A 22,074-nucleotide genomic window follows, 5' to 3' on the forward strand; every position below is an offset into this window, starting at 1 on the left:
ATAAGGAAGAACCTTAAATCCGGTGCTCCCTTATTTCTCTTTTCTAATGCTTATCCTTACACAATGACCTTAAAATCATTCCGCCCTAAGATTATCTCCTGTTGAAGCTTCTCTTTTGTCAGAAAATCGGTTTTTCCTGCCGGAATGCTGACAGCTTTCTCCTGTCCGGAAAAATTAAACAGGAAATAGATCTGTTTCCCCTGCCAGATCCTGCTTAATACCTGCACTCCTTTTGGAGCTTCCATCTCATCCTTCCATCTGCAGACAGGACCTAACAGTGACTTGAAAAGTGTCCTCCATGCCGGATCTTCCAGATCCGTTCCCACATAACAGGCCGTTCCGTCCCCATAGGAATGTTGGGAAATCACCATAGAGTCCTTCTTATAAGTTTCCTTGTAAGTTCCCAGGGATTCTGCTTCCCCTGCCAGCAGCTCGCTCCACGCTTTGTCCCTAGTTTCCACCTCATCTTCCTCAGATGCCATACAGATGCCCAGTCTGGTCCGGTTGCTGTCAAATACCGGCTCAACCTCCTGCACCGTAACTCCGAATACTTCGTCAAGATGGGCTGGAAGAGGTATGGTATACCCCAGGTTATCCTCATTTTTAACACCGGTCAAAAAGGTGGCGATTAAAATTCCGCCCTGTTTTACATATTCCCTGAGCCTTCTTGCCGTCTCTTTTTTCAGAACAAAGGAGGCCGGAAGCACCAATGCCTTATACTCCTGGAAATCACGTTCAAGGGAAATCACATCGGAATGTATCCCAATACGCTCTAAATTATAATACAGCTTCCCGGCAAAATCCATATAAGAAAATTCAGGCTCATTGACAGGCTTTATCTTCAGTGCCCAATGGCTGTCATAATCCAGCAGAATCCCTACTTCCGAGCAGAAAGATGCTTCTTTTAAAGGTTTCAGCTGGTTTAACACAGCGGCAGTTTCCTTCATTTCATAATACCGTCTTCTAGGAGTCCCGTCTAAATCCACGATTGCATAGTTTAGCTGCTCTGCCCCCGCCGGAAAGCTGCGGAACTGATAGTGTAAAAGTAAATCGGCCCCATTGGCAAATGCCTGAACCACCGCCTGCTTCAATGCGCCGGGTCCGGGCTGCAGCCGCCCCGTCCCGCTCAGCCTGTGGCCTCCGCCGGACATAAATTCCATGACCCAGAATGGCAGGTCAGGCTTCACCCCTCTGCCAAATGCATAGGGGAAGGAATCCACCCAGGCGTCCCGCAGATTGGGATAATAATCAAAGGAATAGAAATCTAACTGTTCAAAGCCTTTAAAATAGTCAATGCTGTTGGTCACAAGTCCCGTTCCATTAGTGGTCACCGGATGGGAAGTAAAAGCCTTCAGAATATCAGCCTGAATGTTTTGAAACTCGATCTGGCATTCACTGGAAAACCGTTCAAACTCCAGACGAACCGTTGGGTTTTCATAAAAGTCCCGTATCTGGATCTGCGCCCCCGGCTCAATGGCATTGACCGGCGGGTTGATCTGTTCAAAGGACCGGTACTCCTGGGACCAGAAGATGGCACCGCTTCTCCTGTTAAAGGATTCGATCCCGCCGTATTTCTGCTTCAGCCAATTCTGAAACTTCTTCCGGCAGTTTTCGCAGGTACATCTTCCCGTTCCTTCCTGGGCCAGTTCATTGTCAATCTGGAATCCTGCCACATAGGGATTCCTGCCATATTGCTTTCCAATGGCTTTTGCGATGCCGGCACAGGCCTTCCTGTATTTTTCGTGATTATAGCATCCATGTCTTCTGCCTCCGAAAGGACGTCGAATCCTCCGGTTATCCTGATATAACATATCCGGCCATGCTTCCACCATCCACGCCGGCGGACAAGCCGTAGGCGTTCCTACGATCGTACGGATGCCTGCCTGTCCCAGTTCCTCAATCACCGGGTCCAGCCAGGAAAAATCATACTTACCTTCCTCGGGTTCCATCCGGCACCAGGAAAACTCCCCCATTCGGACCGTATTGATTCCCGATTCCTTTATCAGCTTTAAATCCCATTTAAGCTCTTCTTTGCTTTTATGTTCCGGGTAATAGGATACTCCATATAACATTGACCTGCCTCCTCATCCTTGCTTTTCGCTGCCGAATCTGTTTCTGACTACAGGCATCCAGATGCGCATCTCATCCAACCCCCGGTTATCCCAGGCAAAATAAGGAATCATGTGCACCGGGACCGGTTCATAGCCTTCCTCAGAATAATCCTGGTAAAGGGAATTTCTATCATATTCCGGTCCATGAATTTTCTTCAAAAACGTGGCCCCAAGCCCGGTCACCTTCCGGCCTTCTATCTCAATCTCCTCCGGCTTAAACCGTACGTCTGACGGAACAAACAGATCGTCAATGGTTTCCGTCGGAGCGTCCATGCCTTCCAGACAGTATACCAGTGGCCCCCGCTCCACAGCTACCTGATTGCAGTTTTCTTCCACCAGAGCATGGGAGCAGGTCAGACGGGGCTTCATCCCTAAATCCAGGCTGATCACGGTATGTTCCGGATCCTCTATTTCCACGGTCAGATAGCTTCCCCTGTCCGCGTTCAAAAGCTTCCTTTCCCAAATGGGCTTTTGCCCGTTTTCGGCCTTTTGCACCCCGCTTTCTCCCCGCATCCAGGACGGGATCCTCAAATGCAGCTTCACCGGCACATTCTTCTTCATGTCTTCAAAGCGAAAGGTTATCTTTCCGTCATATGGGTAGTCCGTTTCCTGAACCAGAACACCTTCAAAGCCATTCATGAGTTTCATATCCGACCGGCTGGCACCATATAATACCGGATAAATGCCAGTATCGTCTACGGTGTAAGCGTATTCACTCAGCTGGGCAATCAGCCTAGCCAGGTTAGGCGGACAGCAGTAGCTTAAAATATATTCCGTACGCTCCTGTCCCCAGATCAGCTCATAAGGGAGTTTTTTTGCCCGGCGCAGCATGTTCTCATAGAAGAATCTCTTCCCATCCAGGCTGACTGCCGCCAGGTTCCCATTTAAGACCATCCGTTCCAGAACCTCCGCATACTCCTCTTTTTTCTCCATGCAAAACATGCGGTATGCCCAATATACGCCTCCCACAGAGGCACAGGTCTCATTGTAAGCAGTCACATTGGGTAGCTGGTATTCATATCCATAAGCCTGATGGACCAGCTGGTGGGTGAAAAAGTTTCCATATGGCGACGCACCGTTATACAAAGCACCGCATCCTCCGGTTATATAGAGCTTCTGAGTCACAAGGCTGTGCCATACTTTATGAAGGACCTCCGTAAGTTCCGGATCTTCCTCTTCCAGGCATAAATCCGCCACTCCTGCATACAGGTAATTGGCTCTCACCGCATGGCCGATGATTTTATCATGCTTCTTAAGAGGAAGTCTGTCCTGGTTGTCATCCAGTCCTTCCTTTACGCAGTCACGCAGCTCCACTGCATCTTTCAGCAAATCCAGATACTCCTGCTTTCCCGTTGTCCGGTACAATTCGGCCAGCCCCATGTAATGGGAAGGACATACAGCAGTCTGCGCTTGCCTGCTCTTCCTGGCCTCTTCATACAGATGCTTTAAATATCCGGCGGCTTTCTCGGCAATCCCAAGAAAGCTGTCCCGACCTGTCACACGTTGATACAGACAGGCCGCAGTGAACAGATGGCCGAAATTATAGACTTCAAATTCATTTATATCACCAAGTCTTGCGGCCTTCCCCTTCTTCTCACTGATAATCTGTTTTGTGGAAATATATCCGTCAGGCATCTGTGCCCTGCCGATCAATCCAACATAATCCTCAAGCTCTTCCAAAAGCTGCCGGTCATCTCCCAGAACCGCTGTATAAACAGCAGATTCCATCCATTTATAAAAATCACCGTCACCAAATACAGTGCCGTCAAAATCACCGTCTGATTCACCCGCCGCTATCTTAAAATTTTCCGCCACATGGCTGATGTCTTTACTCTCAAACATTTTTCGCAGATGGGGGACCGTAGAGTTCATACAGGTGTCAAGCCGTTCCTTGTATAATCCGCCTGTCCATTTCACCGCGGGAAAGGGAAGACCGCAAACACGGGCAAAGGGTGATTTTTTTAAATCTGTCAGCATCGTTCTCCTCCTCACTGTTTTCTGTAACATATTTCAAAGCTGCCGGAGCCTGTTTCGGCCGTCATACATCCAGCCTCAAGCTGAAAAGCAAGACCAGCGGTTTCAGACGGCACCGCCCCTTTTTCCAGGCGTATTGTAACCGCTGCATTGGCAGGCACGGTAAATGCAAGCCTTCGCTCTCCCGGCGTCTGCGTTTTTTCCCAGCTGACCCGGATCATTCCAAGAGCACTTTTATATGATCCTTTTGCATATGCTAAGGCGTCACCTGTCTGGGGGCTGATGATGATACGCCGGTATCCGGAACAAGCCTCATCCGTTTCAATTCCCAGAACAGAGCGGTACAGCCATTCTCCCACCGCTCCATAGGCATAGTGATTAAAAGAGTTCATATCCGGACTCCACATGGTTCCATCCGGCTTTAAGCCGTCCCAATGCTCCCAAATAGTGGTCGCCCCCCTCTTGACCTGATACAGCCAGGAAGGAAAATCTTCCTTCAAAAGCAGCTCATAGGCCTTATCCGCATAACCATTTCCACTTAGTGCATGCAGGAAATAGGGCGTGCCCACAAAACCGGTCACCAGATGTCCTCCTTCTTTCTCAAGGAGTGTAACCAGCTGCTCAGCCGTCTTCTGCCTGTATGCTTCCGGAACAAGATTAAAATGCAGAGCCAGAATATGGGCGGTCTGGGTCATAGCCGTCATGCTTCCGTCACTTTTAAAAAATGTGCTCTGAAACTTCTTTACGATTTCCCCATACAATGCTTCATACTCTATAGCATCCTCTTCCCGCTGAAGAATCAAAGCTATTTTCGCAAACAGTCCTGTCGAGTATGCATAATATGCGGTACAGGTCAGATCATTGGGCGTTGCTCCGAAATAGCTGCCCTCCTCTGCATCAAGTGCCACCCAGTCTCCAAACTGCAGCTTATAATTCCAGATATGATCCCTGGTATGTTTTCTCATGAACCCGATCCATTGCTTCATGCTGTCATACTGCTCTTCCAATATGAACGTATCCCCATACATCAGATATAAGTTCCATGGGTTGATCACGGCCACATCAGCCCAGGCTGCCGCGGAATGGGTGCCCTTTGAAAGCAGCCAGTCGTCTTTTTCCCTGCCGCTTATGATGTCCGGCACAACATGGGGAACTCCCCCTTCCGGCGTCTGGTCCGCAGCCACATCTTTCAGCCATTTTCTGAAAAACGTATAGGTATTCATCAGATAACAGGATGTACGGCAAAAAATCTGTGCATCTCCCGTCCAGCCCATTCTCTCATCTCTCTGGGGGCAGTCCGTGGGAATATCCAGAAAATTTCCTTTCATGCTCCACTTAATGTTGCTGTGAAGCTGGTTTACCAAAGGATTGGAACAGGAAAATTCTCCGGTTTCTTCCATGTCCGAATGCAGGACGCAGGCCGCCACATCTTCTTCCTTCAGTTCCCCCGGCCAATCCAGGACATGAACATACCGAAAGCCCTGGAAGGTGAAATGGGGATGATAGTTTTCTTCGCCTTCTCCTCTGCAGATATAGCGGATTTCTTGTTTTGCCGACCTTAGATTGGCTGTATAAACATTACCTGAAGAATCCAGCATCTCAAAACATTGAAATCTTACCTCTTCTCCTGTCCTTCCCCGCACCTTAAACCGTACCCAGCCCGTTAAGTTTTGTCCGAAATCAATGACCCGGTCTCCCTGTGGAGTCTGAAAAATACTCCTTGCCTCCAGAGTCTCTATGACCCTCACCTTCGAACCTGCCTGGGCGGTCAGAGCACTCTTTGGAAACTCTGCCGTTTGTACCCCCTTCCAGCCGTCCGCGCGGTAACCAGGACAGTTCCAATTCTCAATTTCCATGCCGGCGTCATAAATCTCCCCGTCATAAATCTCAGAAAAAGTCACAGGACCCTCATGTCCCAGCCAGCTTTCTTCCGTAAAAAACGTCTCTTCTCTTCCGTCCCGGTAGCGGACCACCAGCTGCATCAGAAAAGACGCCTGGTCTCCGTAATTATTGCGCAGATGAAGAAAGCCCATTTTCCCTTTATACCATCCTGCACCAACCAAAGCTCCCAATGCATTGGCTCCCTGTTTCAGCAGATCCGTAACCTCATAGGTCTGATAACACAAATGCTTCTGATAGGAGGTCCAGCCAGGGGTCATCTCGTCCAGGCCCACCTTATGTCCGTTTATATAGAAATGATACAGCCCCAGTGCTGTGGTGCATGCATAAGCTTCCAGCACTTCACCGCTGATTTCGATCTCCTTTCGCAGATAAGTGCTTCCCGAGGAGTCTTTATCCTCCGGTCCTTCCGCAGTAATGAACTGCGCCTTCCACTGGTCTTGTTTTAAGACTGCAGTGACAAAAAACGCCGGTTCACTGAAGCTGCTTTCTTCCTCTCCATCCTGCACCTGTACCCGGACAAAATATTTTTTACAGGAAGCGGGACAAAACCCGGCCGCCTCCACATGGATGGACTCCCTGCTCTTAACCCAGCCGCTTTCGTAAACTATGGTTTCAAAGACATCATCCACGGCAATCTCCAGCCTGTACGCCTCCTGGTTTACATTTTTTTTGTCACTGCAAAGAATCCAGCCAAACCACGGCCTGCCGTCCAGACCCACCGGATTTTTCAAATATTCAATTGTTAATTCCGACACTTTCAGCATGCTTTCTCTCCCATTCCGTTATCGTTGTCCAGTCCACTGTGTTTAAGCCAGAATCTTCCTGACTGTTTCTCTCCAGCCCTCATATTTCTTAGCTCTAACTTCTGGCTCCATACATGGATTATATTGCTTTGCTTTCATTTTTTCAAATATATCTTCCTGATAGACGCCGAGGGAAAGGCCTGCGGCGAAAGCAGCTCCCATTCCGGAGAGCTCCTTTGTCTCGGAGACACGCACACTTGTCTCCAGAATGTCGCTTTGAAACTGCATCAGGAACTGGTTTTCCGTGGGTCCTCCGTCCACCCTCAGTTCTGGTATGATGCAGTTCATGTCCTCACACATAGCCTGGATTACGTCGGCAATCTGGTAGCCAATGCTTTCCAGTCCCGCCCTGACGATTTCCGCCCGGCCTGTGGTCCTTGTCATTCCGCTGATGGAAGCGGTGGCACGGCTGTTCCAATATGGCGCTCCTAAGCCGGTGAAGGCCGGGATTAAGTAGACCTTATCATTTTGGTCGGCAGCAGCTGCAATCTGCTCCGTCTCCTCCGGGGTGGAAATCATGTTCATCTTTTCTTTCAGCCAGGTAATCACCGCGCCCGTATAATTGATGTTACCTTCCAGAATATAGTTCACCTTTCCGCCCATGCGCCAGGCTAAGGAAGTCACTACTCCATGGGTACTGAACACCGGTTCGTTTCCCGTATTTATCATGATGGAAGATCCGGTTCCATAAGTTGCCTTTGTCATGCCTTTTTTTAAACAGCCCTGGCCAAACAGCGCGCCGTGGGAATCCCCCATCACGCTGTGTATGGGAATAGGTGCGTCAAACAATCCCTCAAAGTCCGTCATTCCAAAGCATGAGTCCGAATCGGAAATTTCCGCCAGCCACCGGCTTTTTAAACCGAATATTTTGCAGAGCTCCTGATCCCAGATCAAATCCCTGATATTAAAAAGCTGCGTCCGGGAAGCGTTTGAAAAGTCTGTTTTATAAGAAGTTCCGCCTGTCAGACGGTAAACCAGCCACGTATCCACAGTTCCGAAACACAGCTCCTCCTTCTCCGCCCGTTCCTTCAGACCATCAACATGTTCCAGAAGCCATTTAAATTTTGAAGCAGGAAAATAAGGGGAAAGGATCAATCCTGTCTTATTCCGTATGATTTCCGGATCAACGGTCTCTTCCATTCTTTTGCAGATGTCCCTTGACCTGGCGCATTGCCATACGATTGCCAAGGCTTGCGGTTTCCTTGTTTTCTTATCCCACACAAGAGCAGTTTCCCGCTGATTGCTGATTCCCAGACCGGCAATCTCATTTTTAGGAACCCCTGATGTTTCCATAAGCTTTCGTACCACTATTAACGTGTTTTGGTAGATTTCCTCCGGATCATGGGAAACGTAACCCTCTTCGCTTACGATCTGCCTGTGGGGCACATCCTCCCTTTTTACCAGTTTCCCATGCTCATCAAAAAGGAGAGCCTTCGTTCCCTGAGTGCTCTGGTCCACCGCCAGAATATATTTTGCCATATTAAATCAGCTCCCTTGCCTGTTTTGCGATTCCTTCTGCAGTAAGTCCGTAGTACTCGAATACTTCTTTAGAGGTTCCCGTGATGACAGGAGCGTCGGGAAGAGCCAAATTGATCACCTTCTTTGGGCAGTGGGCTGCGATTACCTGGCTGACCATGGAGCCCAGCCCTCCATATGGGGAATGCTCCTCCACAGTAATGATTGCTCCAGCATGTTCTGCCGCATGTAATACTGCTTCCTGGTCCAAAGGCTTTACACAGTACATATCAATAACGGATGCTGAAATTCCGCTTTTCTTTAACAGCTCTGCGGCCTCCAGCGCCGGCTTTACCATCTCCCCGCAGGCAATGACTGCAATATCCGTTCCCTGGGTAAGAACATTGGCCCGGTCCAGCTCAAAGGGGCAGTTCTCCTCCGTGTAAATGTCTTCCACCGCATTTCTCCCCACCCGTATGTAGGCAGGCTTCTGATCCTTTAACAATTCCTCAATCAGCCGTTTTGTCTGGAACCTGTCACTGGGCAGATAAACTCTCATATTGGGAATTGCGGCCATAGCTGCAATGTCTTGAGCGGAATGATGGCTCATTCCCAGAGCTCCATAACTGACCCCGCCGCTGATTCCGATTAAAGTCACGTTCGTGTCAGAATAGGCACAGTCTATCTTCGCCTGCTCATAACTTCTGGTAGACAAAAAGCAAGCCGGAGAAGCAGCAAATGCCTTCTTCCCGCATTTTGCCAGTCCGGCCGAAATGCTGACCAGATTCTGCTCCGCAATTCCTGTTTCCACAAACTGCTCCGGGTAAGCCTGGGCAAATGGGGCCAGGGATGCGCTTCCCCGTGAATCGCTGCACAAGACTATGATATCATGATCTTCCTTTGCCTGCGCTGACAATGTCTCACATATCGCCTGTCTGTTGGGTATTTGATTCATACTGCCGCCTCCCTTCTCATTTCCAAATCAGCCATAATGGTCTCATACTCTTCCCCAGTGGGCACCCTATGATGCCAGTCCGCCTTATTTTCCATAATCGGGGAACCACACCCCTTAACCGTGTTGGCAATCAGAACGCTGGGCCTTCCCTTTACTGTCTTTGCCTGTTCAAATGCGTCGTTCAGTTTCTCCACATCGTTTCCATCCGCCACGTCGATTACATGCCAGCCAAAGCTTTTAAAACGATCATCAAGGTCATCATGTCCCATGACCTCCTCTGTATTCCCGGAAATCTGGAGGCGGTTGCGGTCCACAACGGCACAGAGATTATCCAGCTTAAACTGGCTGGCAGCCATGGCCCCTTCCCATACTGATCCTTCCGCCAGCTCTCCGTCGCCCATAACCGTATAGACCCGGTAGGTCCTCCCGTCCATCTTTCCTGCCAGAGCCATTCCTACACAGACAGGCAGTCCGTGGCCCAGTGAGCCGGAATTCATCTCAATGCCCGGAAGCTTGTTGTTGGGATGCCCAATAAACCTGGAGCCGAATTTTGAAAAATTCTTTATAACTTCTTCCATAGGGAAAAAACCTTTTGCCGCAAGAACTGCATACAGAGCTTCCACGGAATGTCCTTTGCTAAGCACAAACCGGTCCCGGTTCTCATCTTTCATCTGCTCCGGGCTTATGTTCATCTGGCGGAAATACAGCACGGCCAATATATCCATGACGCTCATATCTCCGCCGATGTGGCCCCCTTTCCCTTCCATAATCATATCAACCACCGATTTTCTCAGTTCATAGGTCTTTGCCTTTAGTCCATCCATATCATTCTCCTCTTAAATAGGCCCTGATCTCTTCCTCGTTGTCATCGTATAAATCCGGTTTCACGCCTATGTACTTGCAGGCTTCGTACAAGACCGGAACAATGTCCTTATGGATTCCTACACAGTGATGAATATAAGGCCCTTCCACCAGCTTTGCTTCCAGCTTCTTTAAGTTCGCTACCTCTACCCATACATAAGTGCCTTTCGTATATGGACCATCAATTCCCTTCGCCTTTCCAAGTAAAAGAGAGTATTCCCCGTTATCCCCGTCGAACCGGCACAAGGTCATCTCACCATGCTTTGCCTCTGCCTCCACAGCTCCCGGATGATTAAATGCCAGGGGGTAGCCCAGGGTCGGCTTTTCTTTCGCAACGGAAATAGGCCATGGACCACAGTGCTGAAGCAATTCTCCATTTTCGTTATCCGGATGTCTTACGGTCCAGTCCGCAAAAAAGCTTCTGCATTCATCCATGCCCGCCGCCTCTGCCATAACTGCGGTAACCGCCCCGTGAATGTCTGTCTCACAAACCACCGGGATTCCTTCTTCATTTAACAGGGAATTGGCTCCGCAAGGCATAATGCCGATTTCTCCCTGAAGGGCATTCCAGCACTGAATGGCAATCGCATTGCAGCCGTACTTAACCGCCAGGTTTTTCATGGCGGCCTTTAATGCCGCGACATTTAACAGTGCCTCTTCACTGATTTTAATATTCATGGACTCTTTGCAGCCCTTTATTATCTTTTCAACTTCTGTCCTCTCCTCTTTTACCTGTCGTATCTCGGAGGTTAATTCAGGCATAGGAATAGGGGACAGCTGTATGTTGAACCGTTCCAGCAACTCGCCTTCGTTGCACATGGTGGTCCAGAAATCAAAAGGCCTGGGGGCTATCTGCAGGATTCTTGTATTTTTAAATACTTTTACTACGTTACAGACCGCCAGAAAATCACGGATTCCCCGCTCAAATTCCGGGTCCGTCAGGCGGCAGTTTGTCAGATAAGTAAAGGGAACCTTAAATCTTCTCAACACCTTTCCTGTGGCAAAGAGGCCGCATTGACTGTCCCGCAGGCGAATACCATTCTCGTCAGGCCTCTCGTCCCTGGGTCCCCAAATCAGGACCGGAACTCCAAGCTCCTTTGCCAGTCTCGCGCAAACGTATTCTGTTCCGAAGTTGCAATGAGGGAGAAACAGGCCATCGATTCCTTCATCCCTGAACTTTTCAGCTATGATTTTTACATGGCTGTCATCGTAGAGAAGCCCTTCTTCGTTCATATCCGTAATGTCCACGAAAGAAACTCCCAGTTCCTCAAGTCTTCCCGCCGTCAAATTCCTGTACTTTATTGCATCCGGGGCGCTGAAAATGCTCCTTCTTGTGGGGGCGAACCCCAGTTTTATAGTCGCCATAAAATCCATCCTTTCTGCTGAACAATCTTTTCATCTGTATAAATTATACAGATTACTTAACTTAATTTCATTATGATATTCAGTATTTATTAATGAATTTTTAACTTAATTATTGCCTTTTTCCACTTAATAGACCATAATAATATCTATCAGGAGGTACATGTATGGGAATTACCGCAAAAGAGCTGGCTAAAATATTAAACCTTTCAGCTGCCGCCGTATCCATGGCATTAAATAACAAACCAGGCGTCAGCACGGAAACAAGAAGGAGGGTCATCGAAACAGCCCAGAAGTATGACTACGATTTGACCCGTCACACATTTCGCCCAAGGGACGTGAGCAGCATTTACTTAATTATTTATAAAAAACACGGAGCTATCGTTGGAAGCAATCCTTTTTTTCAGGAGCTTTCCGAAGGAATCGCGGCCGGTTGCCAGAAAAACAATTACAAGATGGAAATCCGTTATTTATACGGAGAGGAAGGGAATATTGAAAATCGATTAAAAGATATGCTCTACTCCGGCTGTACAGGAATCATCCTTTTGGGAACCGAAATGACACCTGAAGATTTTCTTCCTTTTCGGGCGCTCACGATCCCGATCGTCTTACTGGACAGCTATTTTGAAACGGTTCCCTGCGACAGCATCATTATCAACAACATCCAGGGGGCTTTTCTTGCCGCTTCTTACTTAATAAAAACCACAGGAAAACAGCCTGGCTATCTCCATTCTTCTTACCCGATCGGAAATTTTGCAGAACGGAATTCCGGCTTCTTTAAGGCAATTCACACCTATGGAATGGCCGCCTCCAACAGCATTGTCCACTCGGTCACTCCTTCCATAGAAGGAGCTTATGCGGATATGCTGGAAATCCTTAAAAGTCAGGAACCTCTGGCTCCCTGCTACTTTGCTGACAATGATTTAATCGCCCTGGGCGCCCTTAAGGCATTGAAGCAGCATGGCTACCGGATACCGGAGGATATCTCTATCGTGGGCTTTGACAACATCCCTGCGGGAATTATTGTAGATCCAGCCCTCACTACCATTCATGTCCCTAAGCATTATATGGGAAAAATGGCTGCTAACAGACTCATCAGCCGCTTGGAGGAGCCTGATGCCACCTCCGTGAAACTGGAAATTGCCACGACTTTAATCCGGAGAAATTCTGCCTAAAGCAGAAGGAAAAAACAGCAGGAAACGATCAAATCCCTGATTATTCAGTGATTTTTCGTTTCCTGCCGTTTCATTTACTCTGCCAAAGCCTTAATCTCCTGATACTTCTTATGATCCGTATATAACTCTCCGGTATATGGATTTTTCCTTGTCTTATACATTCTGTGAATCATATATACAAATACTCCGATATTTGCAAGAAGAGCCAGTAAACTCATAATAAATAAAAAAGTAGTATCCGGTGATACCCCTGCCACCGGTTGGATTCCTGTTCCGGTCAAAACCGTATACCCGTCAGAGGAAAGCATTCCTTCCTGTATTGCTGCTTCTGCAATAGCCTTACTGGATCGGGAATGCACCAGAAAACTGCTGGCATCCTGAAATACCGGAAACGTCTGGGCAAACATACACCACAGTGCCAGCGTTTGGGCACGATGCTGCAGCCATGCCCCTTTTCCCACTGTAAATGCACAAATAGTAGGGGCCAGTAAAAGTGCTAATCCGCAATACCATGCATGAGTCGGAAGGCAGTTATAGGTATAAGCAAAATTCCACAAATCATAGGCGATTATCCAGAACCACATCATATCGGGCCAGAGCATATCCTGGCTTTTATCCCTACTGGTCTTCTTTCGGATACAGATTCCAAACCAGCCTGTAATGGTCACAATATTTAAAAGACCTGCGATCCCGTTCATGACATTCCATGGACCGCCGATATAGTACTGAACCTGATTGTTCATATACTCCATAACCGGTGTCACATACTGGCTTACTTCAAAATCGCGGAAACAGGCCTCCAGGATATTGATCGCCAGAATTAACGGCGGGAAACACAACGCAATTTTATTATGCTGCAGCTTTTTGATATGACGGATACACCAAAAACCAATACACCCCGCTGTTGAAGAGTAAACCTTTGCCAGATGAAACCAGTCCATATAAGATGTATCCTTTAACGTTGTCACCCATAAAACGGTTAAAACAACAGGAAGCACAACAAAGCAGCCAAACCCCACCCATTTAAAACGGCGGCTCAATTCATTTGCGGCAAACAATGATATAAACACCCCAAGCCATACCAGTAAAACCAATATTGTCGGAACACTTTCTGAAAACACAAACATTCCCATTCCTCCTTGTTTCACTCTTCTATTTCTTTACTATTCCTTTTTCCAAAGCCTCCGTCATTTCAACCTTAGAATCCTTTAGTTACACACGATTTCCTTAATTATCATGTCGTCGCCCTCCAGGATTTCCATATCCATACTGCCGCAGTCAGGGCAATTTAAATCACTGTAAACGGCGTTAAATACCCTGCCGCAGCCTTTGCATTTCACAATACCGGGAATGACGATAAGCTCCAGCTCTGTTTTTTCCATAAAAGTCTTATAGGAGGCTGCGGGCCAGCTTTGCTCTAAGTATCTGGGCACAATACCGGAAAGCTCTCCAACCTCGATGACAAGCTTGTGGACCTCTGTTACATTCTGCTCCTTTACAATACGCTCAATGGTGTGGACCATAGAGTTTAATACACCAAGCTCATGCATTGTTGCCTCTCCTTTTCTCGTTAGCTTCTTCTGCCAACGCTTTCTTTAAGGGTGGTTGCAGCAATTTTTCCGGTACGTACAATTGCGTTGGCGGCTATCTTGACAGGAAGTTTTTCATAGGTATTGGGGACAGTGTCATAGGTACGCTCCAGATGAATTGCATCAAATTTACATTTGGTCGTACACATGCCGCAGCCAATACACATATAACTGTCGATTTCTACCGCACCGCATCCAAGGCATCGCTCCGTTTCTTTCTTTAACTGCTCCTCGGTGAAGGTCATGCGTTCATCATGGAAGCTGCCTTTTTTCTCAGGAGAATGGCCTGGTCTCTGGCGGGGAGTCGTATCAAAATCCTGTAAACCGATGGCAACGTTATTTTTATCAAACGCATGGTATTCACGGCGGTCACGGCCATATACAAGAGACTGTCCCGGCTGTACATATCGGTGGATAGAGATTGCACCTTCTTTTCCGGATGCAATGGCATGGATAGCAAATTGAGGCCCGGTAAAACAGTCGCCGCCGACAAAAACGTCCGGTTCTGAAGTCTGTAAGGTCAGACTGTCCGCTTTGGCAGTACCGCCGCGTCCAAGTTCAACCTTACTCTCCGAGAGAAGTCCGCCCCACTCGATGGACTGGCCAATGGAAAGCAGTACGGTATCAGCTTTTACAGTGATCGTATCATTTTCATCGTACTTTGGAGCGAAATGCTGGTCATCATCGAATACACTGATGCAGCGCTTAAATTCTACACCGGTCACCTTTCCATCTTCTGTCAGGATGCGCTTAGGCCCCCAGCCATTATGAAAGGAAACGTTATCTTCCTCAGCCTCTGTAATCTCCTCCGGTAATGCCGGCATTTCACCGGGACTTTCCAGACAGTAAAGATTAACAGCAGCAGCCCCCTGTCTTACCCCTGTACGGGCTACATCAATTGCTACATTCCCACCGCCGATCACAACTACATTTCCGGAAAGCTCTGCCTTTCTTCCAAGGTTTACATTGCGAAGGAAATCAACGCCGGAGATAACCCCTTCTGCGTCCTCCCCCTCAATGCCAAGACTTCTGCCGCCCTGTGCGCCGATCGCCAGATAGAAGGCTTCGTAACCTTCTTTCCGAAGTTCATTAAGAGTAATGTCTTTTCCGACTTCAATTCCGGTTTTAAAGGTAACACCCATTTCGCGCAGAACGTCTATTTCGGCATTAAGAACCTCCTTTTCCAGGCGGAAGGAAGGAATACCAAGGGTAAGCATACCGCCGAGTTTTTCTTCCTTTTCAAATACGGTTACCTGATAACCATCAATTGCCAGGTAATATGCACAGGAAAGACCGGAAGGACCGGAGCCGACCACTGCAATTTTATTTCCAAGGTGATAACGCATAGGAGGGATATATCGGATCGAACCATCCAGCTCTTTATCCGCAATAAATTTTTTGATTTCATCGATGGAAACCGGTTCATCAATATCTCCGCGGGTGCATTCGCTTTCACAGCCGTGAGGACAGATACGTCCGCAGACAGCAGGGAAAGGATTTTCTTTCTTTATCAGCTCTAATGCTTCATGGTAGCGGCCGGAAGCAGCAAGCTTTATGTAACCCTGTACGGAAATATGAGCAGGACAGGCAGTTTTACAGGGAGAAGTTCCTTCTTCTGCAACATCTTTACGGTTCTCGCGGTAATCCACATTCCAGTTGTTTTCTCTCCAGATATGGTCACGTGCGGTAGGTTCTGCCTTTATGGCAACAGGTGTTTTGGAACAGAGTTTTTGGCCAAGTTTTAAAGCATTCACCGGACAATTTTCCACACATTGTCCGCAGGCTACGCAGTTTTCCTTTTTTACCTTGGCAGTGAAGTTGGAACGTATGGAATCAGGTGTATTAAAAAGTGTTGCAAGACGCAAGGAGAAGCAGGAGCAGCCACAGCAGTTGCAGATTGCCGCTGATTCACCGAGTCCGTCGGTATGGGGCATTTCATGCATCAGGCCATTATTTTCTGCAAATTTAATAATTTCTTTTGCTTCCTCCCGAGAAATCTGGCGGCCTCTGCCTGTTTTTATATAATATTCGGCACCTTCGCCCATCTGGATGCAAATGTCTTTTTCCAGATGACCGCAGCCCTCATCCAGTACACGGCGTGACTGGCGGCAGGAGCAGTCAGATACTGAGAACGTATCATATTTATCCAGGTAATAAGAGAGACGTTCCCAGGGCTTTGTACCGGAGATATCCTTGATGGCCTCTTCCACAGGAATGACACGCATCATTGCCATGCCTTGCGGGAATTTTGCTGCCATAGGCGCCAGACGCAGCCTGGTATATTCTTCAAAGGCTTTGCCGATTTCAGGATGTTCGTTAAGCTGTTCACGGTTATTTACCATCATTTCTAACATACCGGGGGCAAATATATTCACAAAAAACCGTTCTTTATGATCCTCCTTATCCTTCCATACTTTGGCGACTCCTGTGTAGGCCAGCTGCTCTAAGAGGGCCTTTGTCTCTTTTTTACTTTTTCCGGAGCGTTTAGCCACATACTCGAACGTACGGGGTTTACGAAGTCCGATAATCATAGCAATATCAGCCATTTCATCTGTTACAACACAGTTAAGAGCGTAGTATTCGGGAGAATTTTCATCGATTTTGTTCATGGCTCCGGCAATACCGCCTACCATCTTCGCCAGTCTTACAATTTTAGGTCTTAATTCACTCATAATTTCCTTTCCCGCGCTTGTCTTGCGCAATTGAAGTTTATGAATACCTTTTTATGATAGTTATGCTTTTATTATTCACACCAGGATTTTACTGCATTGCTTAACCAGTCGGTCCATTCCTTTATACCTTCATCTTTTAAGGCACTGATGGGTATGATCACAGCATTGGGATTACGAAGTCTAATATTAGCTTTGCATTTTTCCATATCAAAATTAAAATACGGCATTACGTCCATCTTGTTGATCAGTATCACATCGCAAATAGAAAACATCAGCGGATATTTAAGAGGTTTGTCGTCTCCTTCCGGTACGGAGAGGATCATAGCATTTTTTACTGCCCCGGTGTCAAATTCTGCAGGGCAGACCAGGTTGCCTACATTTTCTAGTATTACAAGGTCAAGACCGTCTGTATCAAGCCCCTCTAATCCCTGGCGTGTCATTTCCGCGTCCAGATGGCACATACCACCGGTATGTAACTGGATAGCCTTTGCACCAGTTTGCTGAATGGTACGGGCATCTACATCAGAATCAATATCCGCTTCCATAACACCAATATTAAGGTCGTTCTTTAGGGCATGAATCGTACGGGTTAGGGTAGTGGTCTTACCGGCACCGGGACTGGACATCAGATTAAGAAGAAAGACCTTCTTATCCTTTAATTCTTCACGAAGCTTTCCGGCTTGTATGTTGTTGTCAGCAAAGACACTTGTTTTTATCTCAAGAACTTTAAAATCTTCCATGTGTCGCGCTCCTTTCTTTTCATTCTTTTTTTGGGCATCTGTTGGCTCAAAAGTCACTTTTGGATTTTTTCCATTTCCTCAAAGGTCTTTCAACCGTCTTAATTCAGGAATGTTTTCCCTTTGTATTCTGGCTCAGCCAGATGAATCGCTTAGTTTATTTTTTAACAATATTATTATAAAATATTCTATGGAAACTGGCAATATTGTAAAAAATTATTGTCATTATTACTTATTTATTTGTTGAATTTTTGTAAGAATGTATGATAAAATGGTATTGATTTCTGGTATGGCCAGAGCCAGAACGAGGGGGGAAACGATGGAATTTCAGAAACTTAGCGCTTTGAGCTTAAAAGAAATGTTTATTTGTCAGATTCGGGACATGATTTTATCAGGGCATATCCCGGTTGGAAGCAAATTACCTCCTGAAAGGGAGATTGCAAGGCAGATGCAGGTTAGCCGTGCAGTGGTTAACAGTGGGTTCGCAGAACTTGAAAAACAGGGCTTTTTGGAAGTACATCCAAGGCAGGGGGTATTTGTAGCAGATTACGGCAAGAACGGAAATATCAATACCTTAAATGCCATTATGGAATATCACGGAGATACGCTTGGTCAAGCAGAAATTTTCTCAATCCTTGAAGTACGCCGGGCATTGGAACATCTGGCAACGGATTCAATTGTAAAGAATTCAGCGAATGAGGATATTCTTGGACTGGAAGGATTATTAGAGGAAGTTGCAGATGCCACTTCGATTGAGGAAACAGTCTCAGCCACCTTTTCTTTTCATCACAGACTTTCCGTTATCAGCGGAAACAGTATTATACCTTTGATTTACATATCTTTTAAACCAGTTGTAACACAGCTTTGGAAGCGCTTTTGTCTGCGCTACGGGAAAGAGGCACTATACGATAGCGTACTTTGTTTATATAAATGCCTTAAAGCGCGTGATGCCGAGGCGGCAAGAAGATGTACCGATAAACAACTGGATGAGGCCTTGGAAGGTGGGCATCAGATATATTAAGAGAATACAATAAGAGAGTTCGGATAAGGATCCCAAGTTAAGAATAAAGCCACAAGTATTTAGTCTTGTGGCTTATGCTTAAGTGGAGATAGTGGGATTCAAACCTATGACTCTTGAATGTCATTTAAGCATTTCTCTGGGTTTGCATTTTTGAAGATAGTTTATTATTATAGGAAGGATAGATTTCGCATAGTCAGCATTATCTTTACACAGTCCCGCAAACACGCTGATGCTGTTATCAACCGTAATAACGCTGCCTTCTTCGTAAGCCCATTTGATTTCTGATAACGGCTCAACAAGGCCGTTTTACAAAGTCGTTTCTCTCCACTTCACGATATTTTTGAACACAACTTCACCTTCTACCCGCCTGCCCTCCAGCAAGTCTATTAACTCTTCCATAGCTCTTACACCGACCTCATAAGCAGGAGTGATAATAGCCGAAATAGCAGGGGTTGTCATCCTTGTCCACCCCTGGTCATCAAAGCCAATAAGGCCTAATGTTCCAGGAAACAGTGACATGTAGTCCGGATAGTTACGGACAGCCTGATATACTGCCTGAAGCAGTCCCGGGCTGGCTACATAAATTAGAGTTTTTTTACTAATATCCACAACCTGTTTCAGCATTTCAAAAACCTCAGCAGACTTGATTCCCTCCTGAAGGTAACGGGTTCCCCCTTCCCTCCAGGCATCCTGAAGGGCATCTTTATAGCCCTGAGTATTCTCAAAGCCTGTGCTTAGGTCTGCTTCCCCGTCTGATATCATCAGAAAATCATCATATCCCTTTTTGATACATTCTGTGATCACCTGATATACACAGTCATAATTATTGCCTTTCACATATCTCCCCTTAAAATCATATGGTCTGGCATCAAGATAAACGATGGGCTTTTTTTTCTTCTCCAAATCACTGGCCAGCATTCCAAATCGATAGGTCGACTGGATGATAAACCCTTCAGCACCAAGCTTCAGCATACGTTTCACATAGTCCTTTTCGTGTTGGAAGGCCAGTCCACTGTTGCCGATCATAATCTGGTACTCCTGGGTACTGGCCGCATCCTCTATGCCTTTTAACGCTCTGGCACTATATGGTTCCGAAGCATCTCCCAGAATAACCCCTATAAGTCCGCTGCTCTTTGCCTTCATCGCTCTTGCAGCCGCACTGGGTTCATATCCTGTCTCATCAATGATATGCTGGATTCTATGCTTCGTATCCTCGGACATCTTATTAGTCTTGCCATTAAGATAGAAGGATACCGTTGTCTTAGAAACACCTGCTTTCTCAGCAATCTCATTAATTGTCAGCTTTTTCATTATAACCTCCACGACCTGATGTCTCCCCTAAATGATTCGGGGTTAATTTAACCTTATTAATAATATACCATAGATAATCCTTTCGTGGAAAGGGTTTCCATCAAATTCTTAAACGGTAAAGGGTTCTTTTTCCTTTCTTGATGTGGATGGCTGCAGCTTTTGCATAGATCTGTGTATCCCTGCATTTATATAATTTACCGCCGCGGCAGGTCTCCCTATTCCAGATAAGAAGGATCCAGGACTCCTGTTCTGATAAAATAAATTCTTTCGCTGTCACGGTCTCATAATCTGCAGGCAGCGGATTGCCCGTCTGATGTACCGCAGCATTCTTTAACAATACCCCGGACCCTCCAAGACATGTCCAATCCGTATGACGGTTTATAAAGTCAGACTCCTTGACCAGACATCTGCTGTCAGACAGTTGATTGTAACGGCTGGAAACAAAGCATTGATGGGATCGGAACATATCGGATCCCCACAGGTTCATTTTTTCGTTCCCATTCTTAAGCTCCCACTGCCGTCCGGCATCGTCCAAAGCCGAAGGGACTGCCTCCACCGAACTATCCAAATGGTAGTATTCCTTCACCTGATGGACACCGGTGCAGCAAATGTCATTTACAATCAGCCAAATCCCGCAGTCTACCGCCATTACCTTGCGCATGATCAGGCAGTGATCTCCCTTGGACAGAGTTCCGTAATAGGCCATTTCTCCATACCGGACCGCTCCTTCTTCTCTGTAATAATTTTTCATACATTGGCCAAAGCTTTCATACTCCCAAGAACCTGCCGGCCTTCCAGGAGACTCCTCATCCACTGTACAGACGTTATGCGCCTGTGCACTTTTAAACAGGACCCGCAGCGGCTCTTTTTCCCTGTACGAATACCTTCCGCTGTCTATAAGAAATGGTTTTCCTTTATAATAAAGGGAAATGTGGGTCAAATCCGCATGTCCGTGGCTGCTGCCCAAAGGTCCGCATTTGATATAAGTAAAATGGCTGTCTTCTTCCCAGCCGCTTCTAACGTAAATATTTCCCGTATCTGCTGCATTCAGCGACTGAGATCCGGGTTTTACCGCCTTTAATTCTTTATAACTGCAGATGCCTTTCCGGCCAAGCAGCCAGGCGCTGTCAAGATCCATATCATGATATCCGCCGTACTTGTACCTTCCGTCACCTGTAAGAACCGCAGCCTTCACCAACACATCCCGCACATCGGTAACATCGCTGTCGCACTGGGCAATCTGGCAATGATCCGGTGCTGTGCTATAAAGAACATAACGGCTCATGGCATCGATATTTTTCAAAAGCCATTCCTTATCTCGGGTATTTGAAAATAACTTCATAAAAGCCAGAAGTACTTCTATATGGTACATTATTGACTGTTCCCAGTGGGATCCATCGGGTAGTACCTGAAGTTCCGTCTGATGCTCCAACTCCTTCCACGCCCATTGTTCCGTTCCATTGTCTGGCAGATATTCCTTAAACCAGAGATACCCTTGACATATGGCTGTGGTTTGCAGCACTCCCCAATTGCTCAATGAATACTTTTCCATATACCTGATGCGCATATAATCAAACTGCTGACTCATGCTTTCCAGTACTGTCTCCGCTTCCTCCTGATCCAAAAGTCCTCTTCCAATCATCTGAATCAGAAGAAACTGCCAATGCATGCAGCGGATTCCCGTGTCAATGGTCCTTGTGGATTCCGTGCCCTCCGGAACAATGGGATTGGTACGAATCCAATGTTTTAAATACCACTTGAGCTTTTCTACATAATTTAAGTCTTTCGTGAAGCAGTATGCCAAAAGAAGCTTATGAAGGTATTCATGGCGGTTCAGCATGTAAATCCACTCTGGATCACCGTTGGGGCTGATATCCCATTCCATATTCTCCAGTGCATATGGAATGGGGCATGGTTCCATATCCCATTTGTCTTCAAAAACAAATACTTGCTTTAAAAGCCGGTCCGCCTGTTTTAAAACTGTCATTCTCTCTTCCCGGCAGTTCATTTCCATATATTCCGTAACATAGACCGCATCATATTGTTTCATATGCTCTTCTGCACGCCTTTTCAGGTTTTCAAATCGTTTATCCTGCATGCTATTACTCCTTATATTCTTACCAACAACTGCAAGGAGGTGCCTGGC

The 22,074-nt window shown here is 46.8% G+C and carries 15 protein-coding genes; 2 read left to right on the top strand and 13 right to left on the bottom strand.

The window, feature by feature from the left end; all coding sequences use genetic code 11:
* Positions 1–56 precede the first annotated feature (56 nt).
* From H171_RS11820 to H171_RS11850, 7 genes are read right to left on the bottom strand one after another with little or no spacing between them, the layout of a single operon-like run.
* The gene (locus H171_RS11820) at positions 57–2,072 is read right to left on the bottom strand and encodes a beta-galactosidase (RefSeq protein ID WP_100305327.1); all 2,016 of its coding nucleotides are present in this window, start codon (positions 2,070–2,072) and stop codon (positions 57–59) included.
* 12 nt (positions 2,073–2,084) lie between these two features.
* A complete protein-coding gene (locus H171_RS11825; protein ID WP_100305328.1) occupies positions 2,085–4,088 on the bottom strand; it encodes a glycoside hydrolase family 127 protein in 2,004 nt (667 codons plus the stop codon).
* Positions 4,089–4,099: 11 nt separating this feature from the next.
* On the bottom strand, positions 4,100–6,751 hold the full coding sequence (locus tag H171_RS11830) for an alpha-L-rhamnosidase (protein WP_100305329.1): 2,652 nt from the start codon (positions 6,749–6,751) through the stop codon (positions 4,100–4,102).
* Between the two features lie 42 nt (positions 6,752–6,793).
* Positions 6,794–8,269: an FGGY family carbohydrate kinase gene (locus H171_RS11835; protein ID WP_100305330.1), complete on the bottom strand. Its 1,476-nt coding sequence runs from the start codon at positions 8,267–8,269 to the stop codon at positions 6,794–6,796.
* 1 nt (position 8,270) lies between these two features.
* Entirely contained in the window at positions 8,271–9,200 is a 930-nt protein-coding gene (locus H171_RS11840) for a transketolase family protein (RefSeq protein WP_100305331.1), read from the bottom strand.
* Positions 9,197–10,024, bottom strand: coding sequence for a transketolase (locus H171_RS11845; RefSeq protein WP_100305332.1), 828 nt, complete (start codon positions 10,022–10,024; stop codon positions 9,197–9,199). The genes H171_RS11840 and H171_RS11845 overlap by 4 nt, the downstream gene beginning before the upstream one ends.
* A 1-nt stretch (position 10,025) precedes the next feature.
* Complete coding sequence (locus H171_RS11850; protein WP_100307503.1) at positions 10,026–11,426, bottom strand: L-fucose/L-arabinose isomerase family protein; 1,401 nt, start codon at positions 11,424–11,426, stop codon at positions 10,026–10,028.
* 164 nt (positions 11,427–11,590) lie between these two features.
* Here H171_RS11850 and H171_RS11855 point away from each other — a divergent pair, with 164 nt between their 5' ends.
* Positions 11,591–12,598, top strand: a complete 1,008-nt coding sequence (locus H171_RS11855) for a LacI family DNA-binding transcriptional regulator (RefSeq protein ID WP_100305333.1) — start codon at positions 11,591–11,593, stop codon at positions 12,596–12,598.
* A gap of 74 nt (positions 12,599–12,672) precedes the next feature.
* Here the strand turns inward: H171_RS11855 and H171_RS11860 are convergent, their stop codons facing one another.
* The 4 genes from H171_RS11860 to hypB form a co-directional block, all read right to left on the bottom strand.
* On the bottom strand, positions 12,673–13,725 hold the full coding sequence (locus tag H171_RS11860; RefSeq protein WP_100305334.1) for a DUF5692 family protein: 1,053 nt from the start codon (positions 13,723–13,725) through the stop codon (positions 12,673–12,675).
* A gap of 81 nt (positions 13,726–13,806) precedes the next feature.
* The gene (locus H171_RS11865; RefSeq protein ID WP_100305335.1) at positions 13,807–14,148 is read right to left on the bottom strand and encodes a hydrogenase maturation nickel metallochaperone HypA; all 342 of its coding nucleotides are present in this window, start codon (positions 14,146–14,148) and stop codon (positions 13,807–13,809) included.
* A gap of 20 nt (positions 14,149–14,168) precedes the next feature.
* A complete protein-coding gene (locus H171_RS11870; protein ID WP_166433616.1) occupies positions 14,169–16,859 on the bottom strand; it encodes an FAD-dependent oxidoreductase in 2,691 nt (896 codons plus the stop codon).
* Positions 16,860–16,930: 71 nt separating this feature from the next.
* On the bottom strand, positions 16,931–17,599 hold the full coding sequence (hypB, locus tag H171_RS11875; protein WP_100305337.1) for a hydrogenase nickel incorporation protein HypB: 669 nt from the start codon (positions 17,597–17,599) through the stop codon (positions 16,931–16,933).
* A gap of 316 nt (positions 17,600–17,915) precedes the next feature.
* Here hypB and H171_RS11880 point away from each other — a divergent pair, with 316 nt between their 5' ends.
* Positions 17,916–18,617 (top strand): FadR/GntR family transcriptional regulator, encoded by a 702-nt coding sequence (locus H171_RS11880; protein WP_100305338.1) that lies wholly within the window; start codon positions 17,916–17,918, stop codon positions 18,615–18,617.
* A 306-nt stretch (positions 18,618–18,923) separates the two neighbouring features.
* Here the strand turns inward: H171_RS11880 and H171_RS11885 are convergent, their stop codons facing one another.
* The gene (locus tag H171_RS11885; RefSeq protein WP_100305339.1) at positions 18,924–19,928 is read right to left on the bottom strand and encodes a LacI family DNA-binding transcriptional regulator; all 1,005 of its coding nucleotides are present in this window, start codon (positions 19,926–19,928) and stop codon (positions 18,924–18,926) included.
* Positions 19,929–20,028: 100 nt separating this feature from the next.
* Positions 20,029–22,026: a heparinase II/III domain-containing protein gene (locus H171_RS11890; protein WP_100305340.1), complete on the bottom strand. Its 1,998-nt coding sequence runs from the start codon at positions 22,024–22,026 to the stop codon at positions 20,029–20,031.
* Positions 22,027–22,074 lie beyond the last annotated feature (48 nt).

It is taken from the genome of [Clostridium] celerecrescens 18A, from assembly GCF_002797975.1.
GTDB lineage: Bacteria > Bacillota > Clostridia > Lachnospirales > Lachnospiraceae > Lacrimispora > Lacrimispora celerecrescens.

Bases quoted from the DNA above. Each gene is read 5' to 3' on its own strand.
- H171_RS11860 (WP_100305334.1), bottom strand. From the start codon at position 13,725: ATGTTTGTGTTTTCAGAAAGTGTTCCGACAATATTGGTTTTACTGGTA.
- H171_RS11885 (WP_100305339.1), bottom strand. From the start codon at position 19,928: ATGAAAAAGCTGACAATTAATGAGATTGCTGAGAAAGCAGGTGTTTCT.
- H171_RS11820 (WP_100305327.1), bottom strand. From the start codon at position 2,072: ATGTTATATGGAGTATCCTATTACCCGGAACATAAAAGCAAAGAAGAG.
- H171_RS11855 (WP_100305333.1), top strand. From the start codon at position 11,591: ATGGGAATTACCGCAAAAGAGCTGGCTAAAATATTAAACCTTTCAGCT.
- H171_RS11870 (WP_166433616.1), bottom strand. From the start codon at position 16,859: ATGAGTGAATTAAGACCTAAAATTGTAAGACTGGCGAAGATGGTAGGC.
- H171_RS11890 (WP_100305340.1), bottom strand. From the start codon at position 22,026: ATGCAGGATAAACGATTTGAAAACCTGAAAAGGCGTGCAGAAGAGCAT.
- H171_RS11880 (WP_100305338.1), top strand. From the start codon at position 17,916: ATGGAATTTCAGAAACTTAGCGCTTTGAGCTTAAAAGAAATGTTTATT.
- H171_RS11830 (WP_100305329.1), bottom strand. From the start codon at position 6,751: ATGCTGAAAGTGTCGGAATTAACAATTGAATATTTGAAAAATCCGGTG.
- H171_RS11865 (WP_100305335.1), bottom strand. From the start codon at position 14,148: ATGCATGAGCTTGGTGTATTAAACTCTATGGTCCACACCATTGAGCGT.
- H171_RS11835 (WP_100305330.1), bottom strand. From the start codon at position 8,269: ATGGCAAAATATATTCTGGCGGTGGACCAGAGCACTCAGGGAACGAAG.
- H171_RS11845 (WP_100305332.1), bottom strand. From the start codon at position 10,024: ATGGATGGACTAAAGGCAAAGACCTATGAACTGAGAAAATCGGTGGTT.
- H171_RS11825 (WP_100305328.1), bottom strand. From the start codon at position 4,088: ATGCTGACAGATTTAAAAAAATCACCCTTTGCCCGTGTTTGCGGTCTT.
- hypB (WP_100305337.1), bottom strand. From the start codon at position 17,599: ATGGAAGATTTTAAAGTTCTTGAGATAAAAACAAGTGTCTTTGCTGAC.
- H171_RS11850 (WP_100307503.1), bottom strand. From the start codon at position 11,426: ATGGCGACTATAAAACTGGGGTTCGCCCCCACAAGAAGGAGCATTTTC.
- H171_RS11840 (WP_100305331.1), bottom strand. From the start codon at position 9,200: ATGAATCAAATACCCAACAGACAGGCGATATGTGAGACATTGTCAGCG.